We start from the raw sequence: 20,864 nt of genomic DNA, 5'->3' as shown, positions 1-20,864 counted from the left end.
TTATTTTTCTTCCTTTCTTTTTATGAAATTTGCAATTTCGTCAAGCGAAATATTTGTCTGTTCTCCATCTTCCATACATTTAACATTAGCACTGTTTTCATTTATCTCATTTTCGCCGATAATGACTGTGTATTTAGCACCTATCTTATTAGCATATTTCATCTGTGCTTTAACACTTCTGTCCATATAATCTGTTTCTACAACAATTCCACTGTTTCTAAGATTATTAACAATACTATATGCCTTAGCCTTAGCTTCTTTACCAAGAATACCTACATATAATGCAACTGGTTCTTCAGGTTCAAGCGTAACACCCTCTTTATCAAGAAAATATCTGATTCTCTCGATACCCATGCCAAAGCCTGCCGATGGTATATCCTGTTTCTCATCTATTTCATGAACAAGTCCGTCATATCTTCCGCCGCCACATAATGTAAAGCCTTCTGAATTAACGAACTCAAATACTGTCTTAGTATAATAATCAAGTCCTCTTACTATTCCTGTATCGATTTCATATGGAATATTAAGTGCTGTAAGTATAGACTGTAATTCTTCAAAATGTGCCTTACATTCATCATCAAGATAATCAATTGTTCTTGGTGCATCGGCAACAATCTTCTTACATGTTTCTACTTTACAGTCAATTACTCTTAAAGGATTCTTGACCATTCTCTCTCTACATGTTTCACACAGGCAATCCTCATGCTGTTTTAAATATGCAAGTAATGCTTCATTATATGTCTTTCTGCAATTAGCACAACCGATACTGTTAATGTGTAATTTTGCATCTTTCAATCCTAATTCTCTTATAATTGTCGATACGAGTGATATAAGTTCAACTTCTACCATAGGACTCTTCGAGCCTACTATTTCTACACCAAACTGGTGATGCTGTCTAAGACGTCCACTCTGTGGCTTCTCATATCTGAATGCAGGTGTTACATAGAATAACTTAGTTGGTGCAGGTTCAGCATACATATTATGTTCAAGATATGCTCTTATTGCACCTGCTGTCCCTTCTGGTTTAAGAGTTATGCTTCTGTCGCCTTTATCAACAAATGTATACATTTCTTTCTGTACTACGTCAGTTGTCTCTCCAACGCCTCTCTGGAATAATACTGTATGTTCAAATACAGGTGTAATTATCTCTTTAATATTATATCTTTTAGCTACATCTCTACATATTTTTTCAATTACGGTACGCTCATGCATACTCTCTCCGTACCAATCCTGTGTACCTCTTGGTGCCTGTGTAATCATTCTTCTCTATCTTCCTTTCTCGTGATTTTATTTATATCAACATTATGAATTACTCGCATAAATGCAAGAAATATCTTCATGTCAAAATTCTTGACTTCATCAATCATAAGTTCAATTGCCGTATTGAAATCAAATGCTTTTCTGTATGTTCTGTTAGATATTAATGCCGCAAATACATCACTGACTCTTAGTATCCTTGCTGACAACGGAATATTTTCACCTGCTAAATTCTCCGGATAGCCGCTGCCATCATAATTCTCATGGTGATATAATACCGCATCTAATACATCATTAGAAAAACCTTTTTCAGACAGTATATCATATCCTAATTTAGAATGCATCCTTATATATTTTAATTTTTCTACATTCAAGGTATCATCTCCACCATATAAATATGCGTATACCTTAACTTTTCCTATATCGTGTACCATACCTGCCATCGCAAGCATATTACAATATTTATCATCTAACCCTAATTCTTTGCCAATATCATAGGCAAGATTGCTTACACATATTCCATGCATCAATGCTTCTGGTATAGAATTTATATTAAAGTCTATAATTTCATCAGCAGCATTTTGGATATCATTATCATCTTCTTTATTGATATCATCATCTTCTTCAACAGAAGCATTTTTGAAACATTCATTTTCCTGAATAAATCTGTTCTTTCTTTCAATCATTTCATCAATTTTCTCTATATATAAATCAACATCTTTGACATTTTCAATTCTCTCAATACGCTTTCCGTCAGGAAATACCATTTTCGTAGAAGCACCTGCACCTACTGCAAGGATTGTCTGTTTCTCTTCCATAATCAGGATATTATATATACCCTCTCTTGACTTTCTTGCATATCCAACATTTTCAAGGTTACCTGTCATATTCTTCTGTCTATACAGATAATATGGTTCTAAATCAAGTCTCTTGGCTGTTTCTTTAGTGATTTCCATAATTTCTTCACTATTTTCAAATGCATAATCCTTATATTTGTCCTTGAAAATATTTAGTCTTGCTGCCCTCTTAAGTGCAAGCGAGTGAATCGTAAGGCTGTCAGGTTTAAGCTCCTCAACCATTTTCATATTATATCTTATATCGTCTGCATTTTCATCAGGAAGTCCTAATATAAAATCCATATTAATGTTGTCAAATCCCTCTTCTCTTGCCATTTTATAGGCATTAATGAACTGCTCTACAGTATGATGTCTTCCTATTATCTTAAGTGTCTCATCTTTCATGGTCTGGGGATTAATAGATATTCTGGTAACTCCATGCTTCTTAATTACTGCAAGCTTCTCTCTTGTAATACTGTCAGGTCTGCCCGCTTCAACCGTAAATTCATATAATTTGCGGACATCGAAACATTCTTCTATCTTTCCTAATAATTTTTCTAACTGATAAGGTTCTAATGTCGTAGGTGTCCCTCCACCAACATATATAGTAGAAATCTTCTTATGTGCAAATGCATTTTTACAAAACTCTATTTCCTTGCAGACTGCATCTAAATAACTGTCAATTTTATTCCTGAATCTTGAAAGCGGATTAGACGTAAATGAACAATATAAGCATGTACTAGGGCAAAATGGTATGCCAACATATAGACTATATCCGTTCTTATAATCCATCTCATCAAGAATATTTAGTTCATTTCTTGAGATTTTCACACTTTCTTTTGCCTTAATATCTGACAGATAATAATTCTCTTTCATAAAATGAACTGCCTCTTCATCGGACATTCCATTTTCTAATAATTCCGAAGTTATTTTTGTAGGACGAATACCTGATAATGTTCCCCATAATAATTCTTTCCCCGAATAATTATGCAATATATCATAAAGTTTTCTCTTAAGAATATTCTTAGTCTCTTTACGGTCATACTTACCATTTAAGTCTGTTGCTGCCTTGAACTTTTCAATTGTTACCGGCTTAAATTGTGTATCATTTAATTTCTCTAACAGTTTAATTTCCAAACTTTCAGAATTAAAATCACATTCTAATATAAGTCTTGCATCATTTAATCGTTCTGACTTATCCGTACACATTTCCTCGCCCGGATAAAATGACCTTACTATTCCCTGTATATCGTATTCGAAATCAAATTTGTCTATATATTTAATAAAAATCATATAATGCCTTTTCCTGACCTATTGTAGTATCCATTTCATGTCCCGGATATACTACTATATTACTGTCTAATACTAATAATTTTTCTGTAATTGAACGTATAATTGCCGATTCACTTCCTGTTGGAAAATCAGTTCTTCCATGTGAATGATAGAATAGTGTATCACCACTAAATAATACCTTTTCAGCTTCAACTAAGTAGCAGCAGCTTCCTATTGTATGTCCGGGTGTATGAATAACCTTAAATGTTATCTCATCAAGTGTTATTTCATCTCCTTCATTAACAAGTATATCTGCATGTCCTGTTGTTGGTATTCCAAATGCCCTGCCAAGATTTGCTTCGCCGCTAATTACATCTTTCTCCTGTTCAAGCATATACGACTTAATACCAAAACGTGTTCTTAATGTATCTACTGCACCTATATGGTCGAAATGTCCATGTGTGAGAAGTATCGCAATCGGCTTTAATGTCTTAGTAAGAATCCTTCTTTCAATTACTTGAGCCTCATCACCTGGATCAATTATTATAACTTTATCACTGTCAACTCTTCTTACAAGATAACAGTTTGTCCTTACTGGTCCGACTATTATCTTCGTAATTTCTAAATTTTTCATACTAAACTCCATTCCGCAGACGTTCACGTCGGAGGAATCACGAGCCAAATGTCAGATTTGGCTCTGCGATAAGAGCTAAATGTGGCGCCTGCGATACATTTAGCTGTGTGAAAAATCGTCATATCAATTTGATTTTTCACGTTGAACTCCTATTTAATTTCTCTCAATATCTATAATGCTTTCAACTTTTCTCATATTATCAACAAGTTTCTTAAGTTCTTCCACGCTTCCTATCTCAAATGCCATAGAAATCGTTGCAAGTCCCTGTTTATTTGTTCTTACATTCATACTTGTAACATCAATGTTTCGCTCGGTTGTAATCTTTGATAAATCTGCAAGTATACCGGTTCTGTTATTAGCATATATCTTAATTTCTGCCATATATTTATCTTTCTCAGCCGATGAATCATCAGACTTCTGCCATTCTGCTTCTATAAGTCTGCTTCTTTCTATCTCAGGCATATTAAGAATATTTACACAATCTGTTCTATGAATTGATACACCTCTTCCTCTCGTAATGAAACCAACGATTTCATCACCCGGAACAGGACTGCAGCATTTTGAAAATCTTACTGCAACATCATGAATGCCTTTAACTGTTATTCCACCTTTAGATTTAGATACAACAGGTTTTTCCTTGGCTTCTGAAACTGCCTCAAGAATCTCTTCATCCGTAACTTCTTTCTTATGCTTCTTCTCATATTCCTCTACAAGTTTATTAATTACCTGTCCTTCCTTAAGGCCTCCATGACCTAATGCTGCAAGTACTGAGTCCCAATCTCTGAAACCATATTTACGCATTACTTTATCAGTAAATTCAGCTTTAGATAAATCACTTAGAACAATCGATTTGGACTTGCAGTATTTTTCAAGCATTTCCTTGCCTTTTGCTATATTATCCTCTTTAAGTTCTGAACGGAACCACTGATTAATCTTATTTTTAGCCTGTGTGCTCTTAACAACATTTAACCAGTCCCTGCTAGGTCCTTTTGAATTCTGTGAAGTAATAATCTCTATTCTGTCACCATTCTGTATCTGGTAATCTATCGGAACCATCTTACCATTTACTCTTGCACCAACCATCTTATTACCTACTGCGCTATGGATTGCGTATGCGAAATCAATAGGTGTTGAACCACGTGGCAGGTTCATAACATCACCTGATGGTGTGAAGCAGAATACATTTTCAGAGAATAAGTCTAAATCATTCTTAAGCAGACTCATAAATTCTCTGTTATCTGACATATCTCTCTGCCATTCAAGAATCTGTCTTAACCAGCTAAGTTTCTCCTCTTCAGTCTCCTGTGGGTTCTTACCCTCTGCATTTTCCTTGTATTTCCAATGTGCTGCGATACCATATTCAGCAGTTCTGTGCATTTCAAATGTTCTAATCTGTATCTCAAAAGGCAGACCCGATGGACCAATAAGTGTAGTATGAAGTGACTGATACATATTCTGTTTAGGCATAGCAATATAATCTTTAAATCTTCCCGGAATCGGTTTATACATCTCATGAATTATACCAAGTGCCGCATAACAGTCCTTTACCGTATCCACGATAATTCTTACTGCAAATAAATCATATATCTGGTCAAGTGTTTTATTCTGGTTAACCATTTTCCTGTAAATGCTGAATAAATGCTTTACACGTCCGTCTATCTTAGCTTCTATTCCTGCTTTTGAAATCTGTTCACCGACTTCTGATACGATTTCTTCTATGAATTTCTCTCTTGTTGATTGTTTTATTGCAATTTTTTCTGATAAATCTTTATAAATATCAGGTTCTAAATATTTAAGTGATAAATCATCTAACTCTATCTTAATCTTAGAAATACCAAGTCGCTGTGCAATTGGAGCATATATCTCCATTGTCTCTCGCGATTTCTCAATCTGTTTCTCAGGTGACTGATACTGCATTGTTCGCATATTATGAAGTCTGTCGGCAAGTTTGATAAGAATTACTCTTATATCCTTTGCCATAGCAAGAAACATCTTTCTTAAATTCTCTGCCTGAAGCTCTACCTTATCATGCTCATATGATAACTGGGTTAATTTCGTAACACCATCTACTAAAAGTGCAACTTCTTCTCCGAACTCTTTTGTAATATCTTCTGTTGTCATAACAGTATCTTCAACAACATCATGTAACAGACCGGCAACAATAGTTTCCTTATCTAACTCTAATTCTGCTAAAATTATTGCAACCGCAACAGGGTGAATAATGTAAGGCTCTCCTGATTTACGTTTCTGTCCCTTATGGGCATTATATGCAATCTTATAAGCCTTCTCAACCATTGTAGTATCTGTAGATGGATGATATTTATGAATTCCGCTTATAAGACTGTTAAACATTTCATCAGGGTCATCAAACTCTGACGTCTCTTTAACAAGATGTCCGTCGACCATTCTGCCCTGAGTATTACCTTCTGTATTATTAGCTGTATTACTATCGTCACTTTTTCCTGTTTTACCGTCTACTTTATCTTCTAATGTTACTGTGTCTTTGAGTTCAGTGCTAATATTTTCCTGCTTCATGGTATCGCCTCAGTTCTGTTAGATTTTTTATATCAGACTACAATATTTGATTCTCGCTATATACTGTTACAAGTACAAAAGTCTATATATCAGAATATTATAATAAGTTTTACCTCAAAATGCAATATTTTTACTATTAAGGCATGCACGAAAAAAACACTAATTGTTGGCTTTATCTTGTTCATATAGCACAATTAGTGTTTTATTCTAATCTCATTACAAATATTATTACCACCTAAATCATCATTTAATATTTATAAATTCGATTTTTAACTCCATATTCATTCCATCAGCAATTCTCTTTAATGTAGCCACAGATGGATTTGCAATACCTCTTTCAATTTTACTAATATCTGACTGATATATCCCCGTTATTTTTGAAAGTTCCTTTTGTGTCATATGTTTTAGCTCTCTTGCCCTTGCCACATCATATCCTAATTTTGATAATATACTAACTTTATGTGAACCTGTTTCAATGCCATTTTCCCAGATTTCTTCTGCATCTATATCTAATTCATCATTCCACGATATTCCATACCCTCCAACATCAACAATAACTTTTTCAAATAAACTTTTATCTAATTCTAATTCTCTTAATTGAGGAAAACTATTGTATAACCTTCTTATATTGTACTTTTTTTCTACACCATTTTGGAAGTATACTACTAAATTCATATTTTCCATTGTTTTTACAGATACAATCCTGTTAGTCATACTTATCAATCCTTTCCATTTACTATTTATTATTCAACAGGTGGCAATTTTTCAAAATCTTGTGTTTCCCACATTTCAAGCAATTTACTTCTGTAATGCTTAATAAATTCCTTTACCATTTGTTGTCCCTTACTCGGAATATCACCTTCAAACATTTCTCCATCAATTAATGAAAACATTCCAACACAGTCTTCATATATGGCATGAATATGCGGTGGATTATGTTCTTTCTGACGTAAATACATTTTTATTGTAATCCCATGAAATCTTGATATAACCGGCATATTAACTCCTCCTTTGTCTCTTTTATATTTTATAGGATATATCCTATATTGTCAAATAAAATATTTCTTTATTTAAACTACATCATTTTCACATTATAACTACTATCCTACCATAACCATTGAATTAAATTATCATTTTATATATTATTTTTAACATTTTGTATTTGTTACCTTATTTTTTTTCACAACACAAAAGTTACCACACCATTGGTATGATACCTTCAATATTTTTCAATATTTATTCCTTTTTTTATGCTTTGCTTTTTTCGTTCTACTCAAAAGTTTACTCCTTCATCTCCCTACTCACAAAAAGTCTCTCCTTGCTTTCGTTCTTTTTCTTCTTTCTGTCTTTCGCAAGTTCACAGAAATACATCTGAGATGATAACAGTTCCTTACCTCTTTTGTCAACCTTCTCGTATTGGTCGCCAACAAGTATATGTGCCTTAAGAGTATCTGCAAGCTGGATATTTAATATATTAATTACTTCAGTCTTTAATCTTTCATCTTCAACAGGGAATAATATTTCCACACGTTTATCAAGATTACGTGGCATCCAGTCTGCACTTGCCATATATACCTCTTCATTTCCTCCATTGCCAAAATAGAATATACGGCTGTGTTCAAGGAACGTTCCGACAATCGAACGCACATGAATATTCTCACTTATACCAGGAATCCCTGTCTTTAGACAACATATACCTCGAACAATCAAATTAATCTCAACACCTGCACTTGATGCCTCATATAGAGCAGCAATTATCTCCTTATCACATAGCGAATTCATCTTAGCTGTAATAAATGCCTTTCTGCCTTCTTTTGCATACATTGCTTCTCTTCTTATCAGATATAAAAATCTATCTCTTAACCAATATGGTGCAAGACTTAATTTATTCCACTGTTTAGGTTCACTATAACCAGAAATCATATTGAATACTGCTGTTGCATCTTCACCAATTGCCTCATTACAGGTAAGTAATCCCATATCTGTATACAATTTAGCAGTTGCATCATTATAGTTACCTGTACCAAGATGAACATATCTTTTAATACCCTCATCTTCCTTTCTTACTACTAGGGTAATCTTACTGTGGGTTTTAAGTCCCATAAGTCCATATATAACATGACAGCCTGATTTTTCTAATTTCTTAGCCCACTGAATATTATTCTCTTCATCAAATCTGGCTTTTAACTCTACTAATACAGTTACCTGTTTACCATTGTCTGCTGCCTTAGCTAAAGATGCTATAATTGGCGAATTGCCACTTACTCTGTAAAGAGTCTGTTTAATTGCAAGAACATTTTCATCATTTGCTGCCTGTCTTACGAAATCTACTACCGGATCAAATGATTCATATGGATGATGTAATAAGATATCATTTCTGCTTATCTGTGTAAATATATCCTCGTCATCATTAATCATCGCTGACTGTACAGGAATATATTTCTCATCTTTAAGGTACTCAAAACCTTCCATACCATATAGCTTCATTAAAAAAGTTAAATCAATCGGTCCTGAAATCTTATATATACTTTCATCACCGACATTTAATTCTCTCTTTAAGAACTTAATGATATTCTTATCGCATTTGTCCTCAATCTCAAGTCTTATTGCTTCGCCTCTCTGACGTTTCTTTAATTGCTTCTGAATCTCCTCTAATAAATCTGCTGCATCGTCTTCATCAATTGATAAATCTGCATTTCTTGTAATTCTGTATGGATATGCACAGATTACCTTATGATTACTGAATAATTTATCAATATTTCTCTCAATAATCTGCTCTAACAGAATTACTGTTCTGCCATTATCTGATGGAAGTTCCACAATTCTGCTTACTACTGCAGGCACTTGTACCGTTGCATAATTCTCTTCATCTTTACCCTTTAACAGAACACAAATATTCAATGATTTATTTCTTATAAGAGGAAATGGTCTGGCGGAATCTACTGCCATTGGTGTAAGAATTGGATAAATCGTTTCGTCAAAATAATCATCTACGAATTTACACTGTACCTCATTCATCTGTTCATGTGCTGTTAATATTGTAAGTCCCTCTTTATCAAGGAGCGGCAGTAATGAACGGTTAAATGCAGAATACTGTCTTCCCATAAATTCATGAGTTTCTTTTAATATTTCTACTAGCTGTTCCTTTGGCTTCATTCCTGCAAGGTCAGGTTTTGTAAACTTTGCATCTACCATATCTTTTAGAGAAGCTACTCTTACCATAAAGAACTCATCTAAATTAGATGCTGTTATACTTAAGAATTTAAGTCTTTCAAATAATCTGTTGGTTTTATCTTTTGCTTCTAAGAGAATTCTTTCGTTAAACTGTAACCAGCTTAATTCTCTGTTCTTATAATATTCAGGTTTCGTATATTCATTCTGAACTGCCATAGTCTACGCCTCCTTTTTCTGCTTTAATACAGGTTTTATGCCATACACTTCTTCGAAAAAGTCTGCTTTTCTCTTAAATAAGCCCTTTTCAAGTGTTATATCATCATGTGCATATGTAGTAATCACGAGTGTATTATCCTTAACTACTGCCTTAGAATCTTTGAATTTCTGCTTATGGCTCCTATCCATTGCATTTGCCACCCTTAGAATAGCTACTAACTTGATTACTGTAAGATAATCTGATTTATCACCCTCATATTGTTCATCATTATCATCAAAGAAATCCTCTGTATTATGTTTAACAACATTTGCAATTATCTGACGTTCCTTATGAGACAATCCAATAATCTCTGATGACATTATAATGTTATATGAGGCCTCTCCCGGCTGGCTCATACTGATATATTTACCACAATCATGAAGAATCGCACATAATTGCAACAATATTCTCTCTCTTTTACCAAGGCCATGGTACTTCTTCATCGCATCAAATATAGTCACAACATTTTTCTCAAGAATTGCTATGTGATTCTGATTTGCCCTATATCTCTTTGATATGATTTTTGCTGCATTGATTATATCCTTTTCAAAATCATGCTCTATCTTAATCATCTTTGTATTAATTGCATATTCTGCAACAATACCGTCACATAAGTCCACTCCCGCAAACCATATGTTATTCGTATCTGTCTCTTTAATTAACTTACTGTATACCTGAATACAAGGCATTAAAATTGATGCCTGTTCATCAGTAATTCCGATTTCCTTAGAGATTTCCTCAACATTTTTATTCATCATCAGTTCAAATCTGTTCTTAAATTCTTCCCTGTTCATAAATTTAAGCTGCTTACCATTTTCCTTTGCAAAATATCCGATATAATCTCCAACAGCAATAATATTCTTAATACTTCTGTCCTTAAGAAACAACTTTTTAAATGTCTGTATATCATTGTTAATTAACTCTTCTATAAGTCTGTTAAAATGCTGTCTGTCATTACTGAGTCTGTATAATAACTCTCTTATTCTAAGTGAACCAAGCTTAATATTCTGGGTTGTAACTAGCGAATCTTTATCAAATAATGATATCTGTATGCTGCCTGCGCCCACATCCACAATCGCTGTTCCCTCCTGTATAAACGAGAAGAATTCAGATTGTACTGAAAGTGCCTTATATCCTAAAAATCTCTGTTCTGAGTTACTTAAAATCTTAACCTCTATTCCTGTCTTTACTTTTATACGGTCTAAGATAATATCCTGATTATCTGCTTCTCTGATTGAACTTGTAGTATATGCTATGTAATCATCTACCTGATATTCTTTCATAATCTTTGTAAAATTATAAAGGATTTCGCATACCTCATCGATATGTTTGAAATCGACCTTACCATTTATATAGGTATCTTTACCGATTTCAATTATATGTCTTACATGATTAATCATGGTTATACCTTTCTTAGGTGATAACTCATATATCTTCATTTCTAGTTCATATGAACCAACATCAATAGCTGCTATCAATTTATACATAAATACCTCATTTCTGAACGATTGTCTCAAGGAAATATTGCAAGCTCTTATATTAAGCTTACTTATGTCTTAATGACTATCTGCTCACGTCCAGAAACAAATAGTCCTATGACATAATGTCAGATGCAAAAAGTAATTTGTCCTGACTTGACACTCACAAACTACTCCGCAACAAGTTAATTATAGATACATATTCTTAATTTTTAGTTTCGTCTATGTTAAATCCCAGTAAATAATTTATAAATTGCTGTGCTGTTCTTCCTGATAAACCACCATGACTTAATTCCCATTTATTTGCTTCTAATTTAAGTTTTTCTTCGTCCATATGAATATTATATTTCTCTGCAAGCGTTGTAACAATGTTCTGAAATTCTTTCTTACTTGGTGCAGAGTAGTAAATAGATACTCCGAATCTTGCGACAAGTGAAAGCTTCTCCTGAACTGTATCTGATGTATGTAATCCACTTGACATTCCCTCATTATCCTCAAAACTCTCTTTAACCAGATGTCGTCTGTTAGATGTTGCATAGATAAGCACATTATCTGGTTTCTTTCCTAAGCCACCCTCAATAATAGCTTTTAAATATTTATATTCAATTTCAAAATCCTCAAACGATAAATCATCCATATATATTATGAATTTATAATTTCTGTCCTTGATAGTTTCTATAACCTCAGATAATGCCCCGAACTGATGTTTATACACTTCTATCATTCTAAGTCCTCTATCATAATATTCATTAAGTATTGCCTTTATACTTGAAGACTTACCTGTTCCACTATCACCGAATAATAATGCATTATTAGCCTTTCTGCCCTCAATAAATGCTTCCGTATTGTCAGTAAGTTTTTTCTTCTGAAGCTCATATCCTACCAGGTCATCAAGGTAAATATGTTCAATACTTGTTATCGGTACAATCTGTGCTTCTCCTGCTTCATTTCCAACAATTCTGAATGCCTTATTAAGGCCAAATTTACCAACACCATATGACTTATAGAAATCTGTTACATATTTATAATACTCTGCTACATCTGCTGCCTTCTCTAATTCTCTTGTAAGTTCACATATTCTGTCTCTTACACGTTTATTGAATACCTTACTTGTTCTTCCACCATTTTTATAATCACTAATCATCGAAATTGCATCTACGTTAAGAGCCTTATCTATTTCAGTCATATCATAATCCATTAACTGCTTGAAAATCTCAAAATCATGTATCGCAATACCATTAATACTGCCCTCTGGTGCACCAATTATCTCACATGATGTAGAAAATGCATTCTCATTATTTGCCAGTAAAAAGCCCAGAAAATTATGATACAGATTTCCCTCAAAGCCGTAAGAGTTAGCCAGTTCTAACAATTCATTCACACACTCATATAATAAGGCTATCTTGTCCTCATCATTGTAATACTCATCATCAGCATTATTAATCAGCCATTCAAAGTTATCAAATAACTCCTGATGTTTAAAATTCTTGTAAATCATCAACTTTCCTGCATTAATTCTTAAATTCATATTCATGCAATATCACCTCTGTTTTAATAGTTTCCTAATATTTTCACTGAATTAGCTTCTTCAGTCAATCCTCTTAATGCGTTTAATGTTCCCGCTTCATCAAATTTACCATCAAATTCAACGAAGAATCTGTATTCCCATTTCTTGCCCTCAATAGGTCGTGATTCTATACCTGTAAGATTCAGACCATTATATATAAAGTGTGAAAGCATATTGTATAATGTACCACATGAATGTGGGAGTTCAAAACATACGCACACTTTAGTAGCATCTTCAGTATATATTTTGTTCTTGCTTACAATGATAAATCTTGTGGTATTCTTATCATTATAACTGATATTTTCTTCAAGTACCTTTAATCCGTAAATCTCTGCTGCAACTGTACTGGCAATTGCTGCCTGTGACTTAATATTCTCTTCTACAACTTTTTTAGCACTTCCTGCTGTATTCGCCTGTGCTATCTGCTGCCATTCTTTATGTTCTTCTAAGAACTTATGACACTGCATTAATCCCTGTGGATGTGAATATACAGTCTTAATATCATCAATTGTAGCATCTTGAGTTCCAAGCAATGCGTGTCTTACTATAACATCTGTATAATCAACTATATAATTATCAAATTCTACCAGCAAATCATATACATCGCTTACACTTCCTGCTGTGGAATTCTCTATAGGAAGTACTGCATAATCAGCTTTACCGTCCCTTATGCTTTCCATTGCTTCTTTAAATGTTTTAACATTAAAGTTATTAACATCTTTTCCAAAATAATTAATCATAGCCTGATAGCTATATGCACCAGGAACACCCTGATATACTACTGTTGCATTCTGAATGTCTAATTTATCAACTTTTTTAAAGCCGATATCATCACTTTTTCCATTCTGATTCAATAACTGATACTGTAATTTTCTGCTTATAGCCATAATCTGTGTAAATAATTCTTCTACACCATGCTTATTAAAATCATTATCAGCCAATTCAACTACTTTTGCTATCTTCTCATTTTCTCTTTGTTTATCTAAAACTTTTTTTCCATTTTCTATTTTATATAAAGCTACGTTTTTACATAACTCCATACGTTTTTCAAACATATCTACAATTGATGAATCTATCTCATCAATCTGCTGTCTTATCTCATTCAAATCTAGATTCACGTCTGTACCTTAATCACAATCCTGTGTGATATCCTTTCCTTTTTATTAGCTTAGTGGTGCCAAAAAAACAAATGTGCTTTCTGCTACTTGTTTTTTCACCTTTAGTTATCTCACGAACCCGCGCTTCGCGCTTTATCTCCTGCTATCGCAGGAGGTTCGTTCGATAGTGGTGTCCAAAAAACAAATACCGCTTTCAGCGGTGCTTGTTTTTTTGTTTGCACCACTATATCATATCGCGTATTCTCTGGTGTAAGAGTGGATGAATTGCATTTGGTGCAATCTGTTTCAATGGTTCAAGAACAAATGCTCTCTTATGCATCTCAGGATGTGGAATTGTAAGTTCATCATCTGAGGTAACCAAATCATCATATAGAAGAATATCTAAATCTAATGTTCTAGGTCCCCAATGTACTTCTCGTACACGATTTGCTTCACTCTCTAACTTCTGTAGAAATCTTAATAATTCCTGCGGTGTATAAAGTGTGTCAATCATCATACAGCCATTTAAGAAATCGTCCTGTTCTACCGGGCCATATGGTTCCGTCACTATAATATCTGAAATCTTAAGTAATTTACAATTAACATCATTTTCAATGGCTTTTACAGCATCTTCTAAATATTTAAGTTTATCTCCCATATTAGAGCCTAATGCCACATATGCCCTGTGCCAGCTTCTCTCAATTTCTACTGCCACATAATCAAGTGGAAGTCCTATAGGAGCCCATGGTTTCTTAATTGTAACTTTAACACTCTGTATTAATTCAAAATGTGCAAATATTCCTAATACAAGATGTTCTGCTGCGGCCTCTATCAGTTTAAATGTATTTTTCTGCATAAATTCATTAATAAACTGGCATACCTTACCATAATCAACTGATAATTCTAATGCATCAGTAATTCCTGCTTTTCTTGTACTTAATGAAATCTCGGCACTTACTAAGAATTTCTGTCCTAAAACATTTTCCTCTTTATATACACCATGTTTTCCAAATACTTCTAAATCTTTAATTACAATTTTATCCATATCTTATTTCTCCTTTTCCGCAGACGTTTACGTCGGAGGAATCGCGAGCAAAATTTCAGATTTTGCTCTGCGATATGGCTAAATGTGACGCCTGCGACACATTTAGCTGTGTGAAAGAATTGGTGCATCGGCATTATCTTCGCACTTTTTCCGGCAACTTGTTTGCAAAGTGGCAACTTGTTATGCCGACAATATTGCTTCTGTCATAACAACTGCTCTCTTATTCTCTAATACATCATGAACTCTTATAAATGCGCAACCTTTCATAACGCCCATAACTGTTGTAACAAGTGTTCCCTCTAGCCGCTCATCTTTTGGTACATCTAAAGTAAGTCCAATCATCGACTTCTTAGAAGTTCCTAATAATATTGGGTATCCTAATTCCTTAAGCCAGTCCACATTATTCATAACATTAAGATTATCCTGCAATGTTTTACCAAAGCCTATTCCCGGATCAGTAATAATCTTGTTCTTCGCAACTCCTGCTTTAAGTGCAATATCTATACTTTCCTGTAAATCAGTTAACACATCATACATTACATCATTTCCATAAGGATTCTTCTCTAAATCTCTGTTATGCATAAGACAACACGCAACATCTCTCTTTGCTATAACATCTGCAATCTTCTTATCATACTTACAGCCCCAGATGTCATTTACCAGATCTGCACCTGCTATTACTGCTGCATCTGCTACCTTGCTCTTATATGTATCAATTGAAACAGGAATATCAAAATTAGCCTTTATCTTCTCTATAACCGGAACTACTCTTTCAATTTCTTCTTCATCAGGTATAATTGTATAACCCGGTCTTGTAGATTCACCACCGACATCAATTATATCTGCACCATCACGTATCATTTCTTCTACGTGTTTAATAGCTCTGTCTATATCATTATATTTTCCACCATCCGAAAACGAATCAGGCGTACAATTCAATATGCCCATTATATAGGTCTTATGTTCAACATCAAAATTCTTATTTCCAATTCTCATAATCTTCTCCATTTCCGCAGACACAAAGTGCCGGAGGAATCGCGAGCCAAATGTCAGATTTGGCTCTGCGATAAATGCTAAATGTGATGCCTGCAACACATTTAGCTGTGCGAAAGAATTGGCACATCAGTGCAATTCTTTCGCACTATCTCCATTTCCGCAGGTGTCTACTTAACACTATCTAGAAATTCCTGCCTCGCCTCTTTATTATCCTTAAATTCACCTAAAGCATACAATGTAACAGTCTTACTTCCCGGCTTTTTGACACCTCGCATCGACATACACATATGCTCTGCTTCTACTTTAACCATTACACCTTTTGGTGATAAATAATTCATAATGGCCTCTGCTATCTGGGCTGTCATCTGTTCCTGAATCTGTGGACGTCTTGCAAATACCTCAACAGTTCTTGCTAATTTACTGAGTCCGACAACCTTGCCATCTGGAATATATGCAATATGCACCACTCCATAAAATGGTAACAAATGGTGCTCACAGGTTGAATAAAATGTAATATCTTTCTCTATTACCATATCAACTGATGTACTTGTAAATGTTCTTGATAAATGTGTGGCTGCATCTTCTTCTAAACCACCATAAATCTCTTCGTACATCTTAGCAACTCTCTTAGGTGTATCTAGCAATCCCTCTCTGTTCACATCTTCTCCCATTCCCTCAAGCAATAATCTTACACCCTCTTCTATCTTTGTCTTATCTATCATTGGAAGTCTTATCCTTTCTTACTTCTTACTATTTCCTTAATTCTGCCTAAATACGATAATGAACCAAATACAAATAATACTCCGTCATCACCGGCACATTCAATGCCACGGTTAACTGCCTTTTCTAAATCATCTGCATATTCTGCCGAAGTATTATACTTTAATGCTGTCTTTAATAATTCTCTGCCGTCTAATGACCTTGCATTATCAGGTGGTGTCACAGTTATTATATGATTTGCAAGCCCTCCCGTAACAGACAGAACTGTATCGTAGTCTTTATCAGCTAATACTCCTATTATATATACTAATTTCTTATTTGTAAAATACATTTCCAGAGTATTCTTAAGATTAAATGCTGCTCCCGGATTATGTCCGCCATCAATATATATCGCAGGTGTATCATTTATTCTTTCACATCTTCCACTAATAGATGCATTTTTAATTCCATTTTCAATATTCTCTTTATAGATAAAGAAACCCTCTGATTTTAATGCTAATATAGTCTCAATTGCGGTAGGGATATTATGTATCTGAAACGTACCAAGCATTGATGTCTCTACATTAAACTCATTACTAATTCCAACATATCTTCCATATGTTTTATCATTATTAAATCTTACATTCTGAAGCTCATTACATACAATAAGCTTAGAATTATTCTTAATTGCCTCTTCTTTAATAACCTTAGCCACCTCATCACACTGAATCGCACTTACCACCGGACAATTTTTCTTAATTATTCCCGCTTTATTAAATGTTATCTCTTCAAGTGTTTCGCCAAGGAATCTTGAATGGTCTTTACTTATTGAAGTAAGAACACTTACAAGTGGAGATTTTACTATATTAGTAGCATCCAGTCGTCCGCCCATTCCAGTTTCGATTATTGCTATATCACATTTATTTCTGTAGAAATACAGATAAGCTAATGCTGTCTCGATTTCAAATGGTGTGGGAAGTGTCATATGTTCTGCTTCCATTTCATCAATTGCTTTCTTTATTATTGTCATATTTACTGCATATTCATCTTCAGAAATATTAATATTATTTATGGTAAACATTTCCATATAATCAAAAACAGCAGGCGATGTGTATCTTCCCACTGTATAGCCTGCTTCAATTAATATCTGAGTAATATATGCAGAAGTTGAACCCTTGCCATTAGTCCCGGCAATATGCACAACCTTTAAACGGTCCTGCACATTACCCAACTTATTCATCAGGTTAACAATATTGTCAAGACCTAAGACACTTCCCCTTGAGGAAGCGTCCTGTATATATTTTCTTGATTCTTCATAGTTCATTATTCCGCACCTACCTTAGTCCAGTATTTATCATATAACTTGTCACCGTCTGTGCCAAGATAATTATATACCTTGCATCTTTCTAAGATTGATTCATCTGGAAATGCAATCTCACTATTTCTGATTTCTTCATCTTCTATAAGATTTCTCGCAGCATCATTTGGTGTTGAATATGTTATATAATCAAAATTCATAAGTGCAATATCTGGTCTGCACAAGAAATTAATCCATGCTTCTGCTCCTGATTTATTGGTACAGTTCTTAGGAATAACCCAGCCATCTATCCATACATTAGAGCCCTCTTTTGGAACAACATATTCCAAATCTGGATTTTCTCTCTGCATATAGATAGCCTCGCCTGAATAGATAACTCCGATTGCGGCTGCATTCTTAATCATCTTGTCTCTGACCTGATCTATAACATACGCCTGTACAAGAGGCTTTTGTTTGATTAATAAATCAGTGGCTTCCTTAATCTCATTTTCATCTAAAGTATTAATACTGTAGCCGAGACTTGAAAGTGCTACACAATATGCATCTCTTACACTATTCTGCATAAGAATGTTGTTCTTATATTTATCATTAAATAATATTGACCAGCTGTCTACTTTCTCATCTACCATCTTAGTATTATACATAATTCCAACTGTTCCCCAGCAATATGGAACACTGTATTTATTACCCGGATCAAAGCCCTCAGCACTTTCCATATACTGTTTACCCATATTAGAAATATTAGGAACATTTGAATAATCTATTTCTGCAAGCAGATTATTTTCAATCATTTTCTGAATCATATAATCAGACGGACATACAACATCATATGTTCTTGCACCTTTGGCAATTATTGTATACATCTCTTCATTTGTTTCAAACTCTTCATAATTAACCTTGATGCCTGTCTCTTTTTCAAACATATCAATTACTTCTGGATCTAAATATTCGCCCCAGTTGTATACATATATTTCTTCTTTGTATGTGTTCTTGGCAAATATATTCTTTACAGAATATACTGTACTTACTGCAACTAATGCTATAATTACCACGATTGTCGCATATTGCATACATTTATTTATAATTTCTGCTCTCTTCGTTACGACTTTCTTCTTAGCCGGTGTCTTATTAATCAATAGAAGTAACACAAATACTGTAACAAATAATAACGTTGACAATGCATACATCTCTGGTTTTATACCTTTTCTTACTTCGGTATAAATCTTTGTAGACAATGTATCAAAGCCTGAACCTCTTGTGAAATGTGTAATTATAAAGTCATCTAATGACATTGTAAATGACATAAAGAAACCTGACAAAACACCCGGCATTATATCTGGTAATGTAACCTTGAAAAATGCTAATGTCTTAGATGCTCCTAAGTCAAGGGCCGCTTCATACATACTGTTATCCATCTGCTTAACCTTAGGCATAATACTTAATACTGCATATGGAATACAAAACGTTATATGCGCTATAAGAACTGTCGAAAAACTAAGCGATACACCAATTCCGATAAATAATAACATAAATGCAAGACCTGTTACTATTTCTGCATTTAACATTGGAATATTTGTTATACTTGTAAGTATTGCTCTTGGCACTTTCTTCATTCTGTTTATGGCAAGACAGGCAACTACTCCTATCACCGTTGCTATAAATGCTGATATTACTGCTAATACAAGTGTTGTCTTTAATGCATTCATTATTGAGTCATTTGCAAAAAACTGTTTATACCATTTAAAAGTAAAACCTTTCCATGTTCCAAGTATCTTAGAATCATTAAATGATGCCACAATAAGTACAATAATCGGAAGATATAGAAACAGAATTATAAGTGCTAAGTATATTTTCTTTGCTGCATTTTTCATTATAATACATTTCCTCCTTCACCCTTATCGTATTTTGCCGTAAATAACATATTTAAAACAATGAATATCATAAGTATAAGTGAAAGTCCCGCACCTAAATTAATGTTATCTGCTTTAACCTTATTTTCCACAAGATTACCGATAAGTAATAGTTTACCTCCACCTAAAATGTCTGATACAACGAAAGTAGTAAGTGCAGGAACAAATACCATAATTATTCCACTTGCAATTCCCGGAAAGCTGAGTGGCAGAATTACTTTTCTAAGTGTCTGGAAGTAATCTGCTCCTAAATCTCTTGCCGCATTTATCGTATTGTCATCGATTTTAACTAATACATTATATATAGGTAAGACCATAAATGGCAAAAAGTCATATACCATACCTAATACTATTGCTGCCGGAGTATTAATTATATTAAAATATGGTAAATGCAGTGTATTCAACAGATGATCAAGTACACCATTTATATCTAATATTGCCTGCCATGCATAAGTTCTCAACAGAAAATTCATCCACATCGGCATAATGAATACAAATACAATAAAACTATTCTTCTTCATATGCATATTTCTAAGAATAAGTGCTAACGGATACGCAAGTAACAGACATACCAATGTACTTATAACTGCAAGGATTATAGATAAAATCAATGCATTATAATATTCTTTCTGTGCAATTACGGCAACATTATCGAAAGTAAAATGTCCATTTGCATCAGTAAATCCATAATAGAATACAAAGACTAACGGAATTACTATGAAAGCAATTATCCATACAATATAAGGTCCCGCCATTAATGTATTCTTGAATGAGGCGCTAAGTGCCCTAT

Annotated in this window: 16 protein-coding genes; all 16 read right to left on the bottom strand. The window is 33.9% G+C overall.

Features of this window, described 5'->3' with window-relative positions:
• Positions 1-1,260, bottom strand: a complete 1,260-nt coding sequence (hisS, locus tag OCV48_RS08960) for a histidine--tRNA ligase (RefSeq protein ID WP_147591712.1) — start codon at positions 1,258-1,260, stop codon at positions 1-3.
• Complete coding sequence (gene hemZ, locus OCV48_RS08950) at positions 1,257-3,386, bottom strand: coproporphyrinogen dehydrogenase HemZ (protein ID WP_317246817.1); 2,130 nt, start codon at positions 3,384-3,386, stop codon at positions 1,257-1,259. Before hemZ ends, hisS begins: the two co-directional genes overlap by 4 nt.
• Positions 3,373-3,999, bottom strand: coding sequence for an MBL fold metallo-hydrolase (locus tag OCV48_RS08945; RefSeq protein ID WP_021982083.1), 627 nt, complete (start codon positions 3,997-3,999; stop codon positions 3,373-3,375). Before OCV48_RS08945 ends, hemZ begins: the two co-directional genes overlap by 14 nt.
• A gap of 153 nt (positions 4,000-4,152) precedes the next feature.
• Positions 4,153-6,405: a RelA/SpoT family protein gene (locus OCV48_RS08940; protein WP_147591819.1), complete on the bottom strand. Its 2,253-nt coding sequence runs from the start codon at positions 6,403-6,405 to the stop codon at positions 4,153-4,155.
• A gap of 372 nt (positions 6,406-6,777) precedes the next feature.
• The gene (locus tag OCV48_RS14070; RefSeq protein ID WP_147591708.1) at positions 6,778-7,248 is read right to left on the bottom strand and encodes a helix-turn-helix domain-containing protein; all 471 of its coding nucleotides are present in this window, start codon (positions 7,246-7,248) and stop codon (positions 6,778-6,780) included.
• A 29-nt stretch (positions 7,249-7,277) separates the two neighbouring features.
• Positions 7,278-7,532, bottom strand: coding sequence for a DUF4160 domain-containing protein (locus OCV48_RS08925; RefSeq protein ID WP_147591706.1), 255 nt, complete (start codon positions 7,530-7,532; stop codon positions 7,278-7,280).
• A 283-nt stretch (positions 7,533-7,815) separates the two neighbouring features.
• Positions 7,816-9,924: an RNA degradosome polyphosphate kinase gene (locus OCV48_RS08920; RefSeq protein WP_147591705.1), complete on the bottom strand. Its 2,109-nt coding sequence runs from the start codon at positions 9,922-9,924 to the stop codon at positions 7,816-7,818.
• Positions 9,925-9,927: 3 nt separating this feature from the next.
• The gene (locus tag OCV48_RS08915; protein ID WP_021982079.1) at positions 9,928-11,451 is read right to left on the bottom strand and encodes a Ppx/GppA phosphatase family protein; all 1,524 of its coding nucleotides are present in this window, start codon (positions 11,449-11,451) and stop codon (positions 9,928-9,930) included.
• A 196-nt stretch (positions 11,452-11,647) separates the two neighbouring features.
• Entirely contained in the window at positions 11,648-12,976 is a 1,329-nt protein-coding gene (locus OCV48_RS08910) for an ATP-binding protein (protein WP_021982078.1), read from the bottom strand.
• A 17-nt stretch (positions 12,977-12,993) separates the two neighbouring features.
• Entirely contained in the window at positions 12,994-14,115 is a 1,122-nt protein-coding gene (locus OCV48_RS08905; RefSeq protein ID WP_262559498.1) for a bifunctional chorismate mutase/prephenate dehydratase, read from the bottom strand.
• Positions 14,116-14,350: 235 nt separating this feature from the next.
• Positions 14,351-15,151: a 2-amino-4-hydroxy-6-hydroxymethyldihydropteridine diphosphokinase gene (folK, locus tag OCV48_RS08900; protein WP_021982076.1), complete on the bottom strand. Its 801-nt coding sequence runs from the start codon at positions 15,149-15,151 to the stop codon at positions 14,351-14,353.
• 180 nt (positions 15,152-15,331) lie between these two features.
• Positions 15,332-16,147, bottom strand: a complete 816-nt coding sequence (folP, locus tag OCV48_RS08895; protein ID WP_021982075.1) for a dihydropteroate synthase — start codon at positions 16,145-16,147, stop codon at positions 15,332-15,334.
• Positions 16,148-16,314: 167 nt separating this feature from the next.
• Positions 16,315-16,869, bottom strand: a complete 555-nt coding sequence (folE, locus tag OCV48_RS08890) for a GTP cyclohydrolase I FolE (protein ID WP_021982074.1) — start codon at positions 16,867-16,869, stop codon at positions 16,315-16,317.
• 8 nt (positions 16,870-16,877) lie between these two features.
• Positions 16,878-18,170, bottom strand: a complete 1,293-nt coding sequence (locus OCV48_RS08885) for a bifunctional folylpolyglutamate synthase/dihydrofolate synthase (RefSeq protein WP_147591704.1) — start codon at positions 18,168-18,170, stop codon at positions 16,878-16,880.
• On the bottom strand, positions 18,170-20,035 hold the full coding sequence (locus OCV48_RS08880; RefSeq protein ID WP_021982072.1) for an extracellular solute-binding protein: 1,866 nt from the start codon (positions 20,033-20,035) through the stop codon (positions 18,170-18,172). Before OCV48_RS08880 ends, OCV48_RS08885 begins: the two co-directional genes overlap by 1 nt.
• Positions 20,035-20,829, bottom strand: a complete 795-nt coding sequence (locus OCV48_RS08875; RefSeq protein ID WP_262559590.1) for an ABC transporter permease — start codon at positions 20,827-20,829, stop codon at positions 20,035-20,037. Before OCV48_RS08875 ends, OCV48_RS08880 begins: the two co-directional genes overlap by 1 nt.
• Positions 20,830-20,864: the final 35 nt, after the last annotated feature.

The sequence above is a fragment of the Bovifimicola ammoniilytica genome (assembly GCF_025567085.1).
Classification (GTDB): Bacteria; Bacillota; Clostridia; order Lachnospirales; family Lachnospiraceae; genus Bovifimicola; species Bovifimicola ammoniilytica.
The sequence above is the reverse complement of the archived record's forward strand: the minus strand, read 5'-3'. Positions and strand labels throughout refer to the sequence as shown.

Coding starts and splice junctions, on each gene's coding strand:
- hisS (WP_147591712.1), bottom strand. CDS start 1,260: ATGATTACACAGGCACCAAGAGGTACACAGGATTGGTACGGAGAGAGT.
- hemZ (WP_317246817.1), bottom strand. CDS start 3,386: ATGATTTTTATTAAATATATAGACAAATTTGATTTCGAATACGATATA.
- OCV48_RS08945 (WP_021982083.1), bottom strand. CDS start 3,999: ATGAAAAATTTAGAAATTACGAAGATAATAGTCGGACCAGTAAGGACA.
- OCV48_RS08940 (WP_147591819.1), bottom strand. CDS start 6,405: ATGGTCGACGGACATCTTGTTAAAGAGACGTCAGAGTTTGATGACCCT.
- OCV48_RS14070 (WP_147591708.1), bottom strand. CDS start 7,248: ATGACTAACAGGATTGTATCTGTAAAAACAATGGAAAATATGAATTTA.
- OCV48_RS08925 (WP_147591706.1), bottom strand. CDS start 7,532: ATGCCGGTTATATCAAGATTTCATGGGATTACAATAAAAATGTATTTA.
- OCV48_RS08920 (WP_147591705.1), bottom strand. CDS start 9,924: ATGGCAGTTCAGAATGAATATACGAAACCTGAATATTATAAGAACAGA.
- OCV48_RS08915 (WP_021982079.1), bottom strand. CDS start 11,451: ATGTATAAATTGATAGCAGCTATTGATGTTGGTTCATATGAACTAGAA.
- OCV48_RS08910 (WP_021982078.1), bottom strand. CDS start 12,976: ATGAATATGAATTTAAGAATTAATGCAGGAAAGTTGATGATTTACAAG.
- folK (WP_021982076.1), bottom strand. CDS start 15,151: ATGGATAAAATTGTAATTAAAGATTTAGAAGTATTTGGAAAACATGGT.
- folP (WP_021982075.1), bottom strand. CDS start 16,147: ATGAGAATTGGAAATAAGAATTTTGATGTTGAACATAAGACCTATATA.
- folE (WP_021982074.1), bottom strand. CDS start 16,869: ATGATAGATAAGACAAAGATAGAAGAGGGTGTAAGATTATTGCTTGAG.
- OCV48_RS08885 (WP_147591704.1), bottom strand. CDS start 18,170: ATGAACTATGAAGAATCAAGAAAATATATACAGGACGCTTCCTCAAGG.
- OCV48_RS08880 (WP_021982072.1), bottom strand. CDS start 20,035: ATGAAAAATGCAGCAAAGAAAATATACTTAGCACTTATAATTCTGTTT.
- OCV48_RS08875 (WP_262559590.1), bottom strand. CDS start 20,829: ATGGCGGGACCTTATATTGTATGGATAATTGCTTTCATAGTAATTCCG.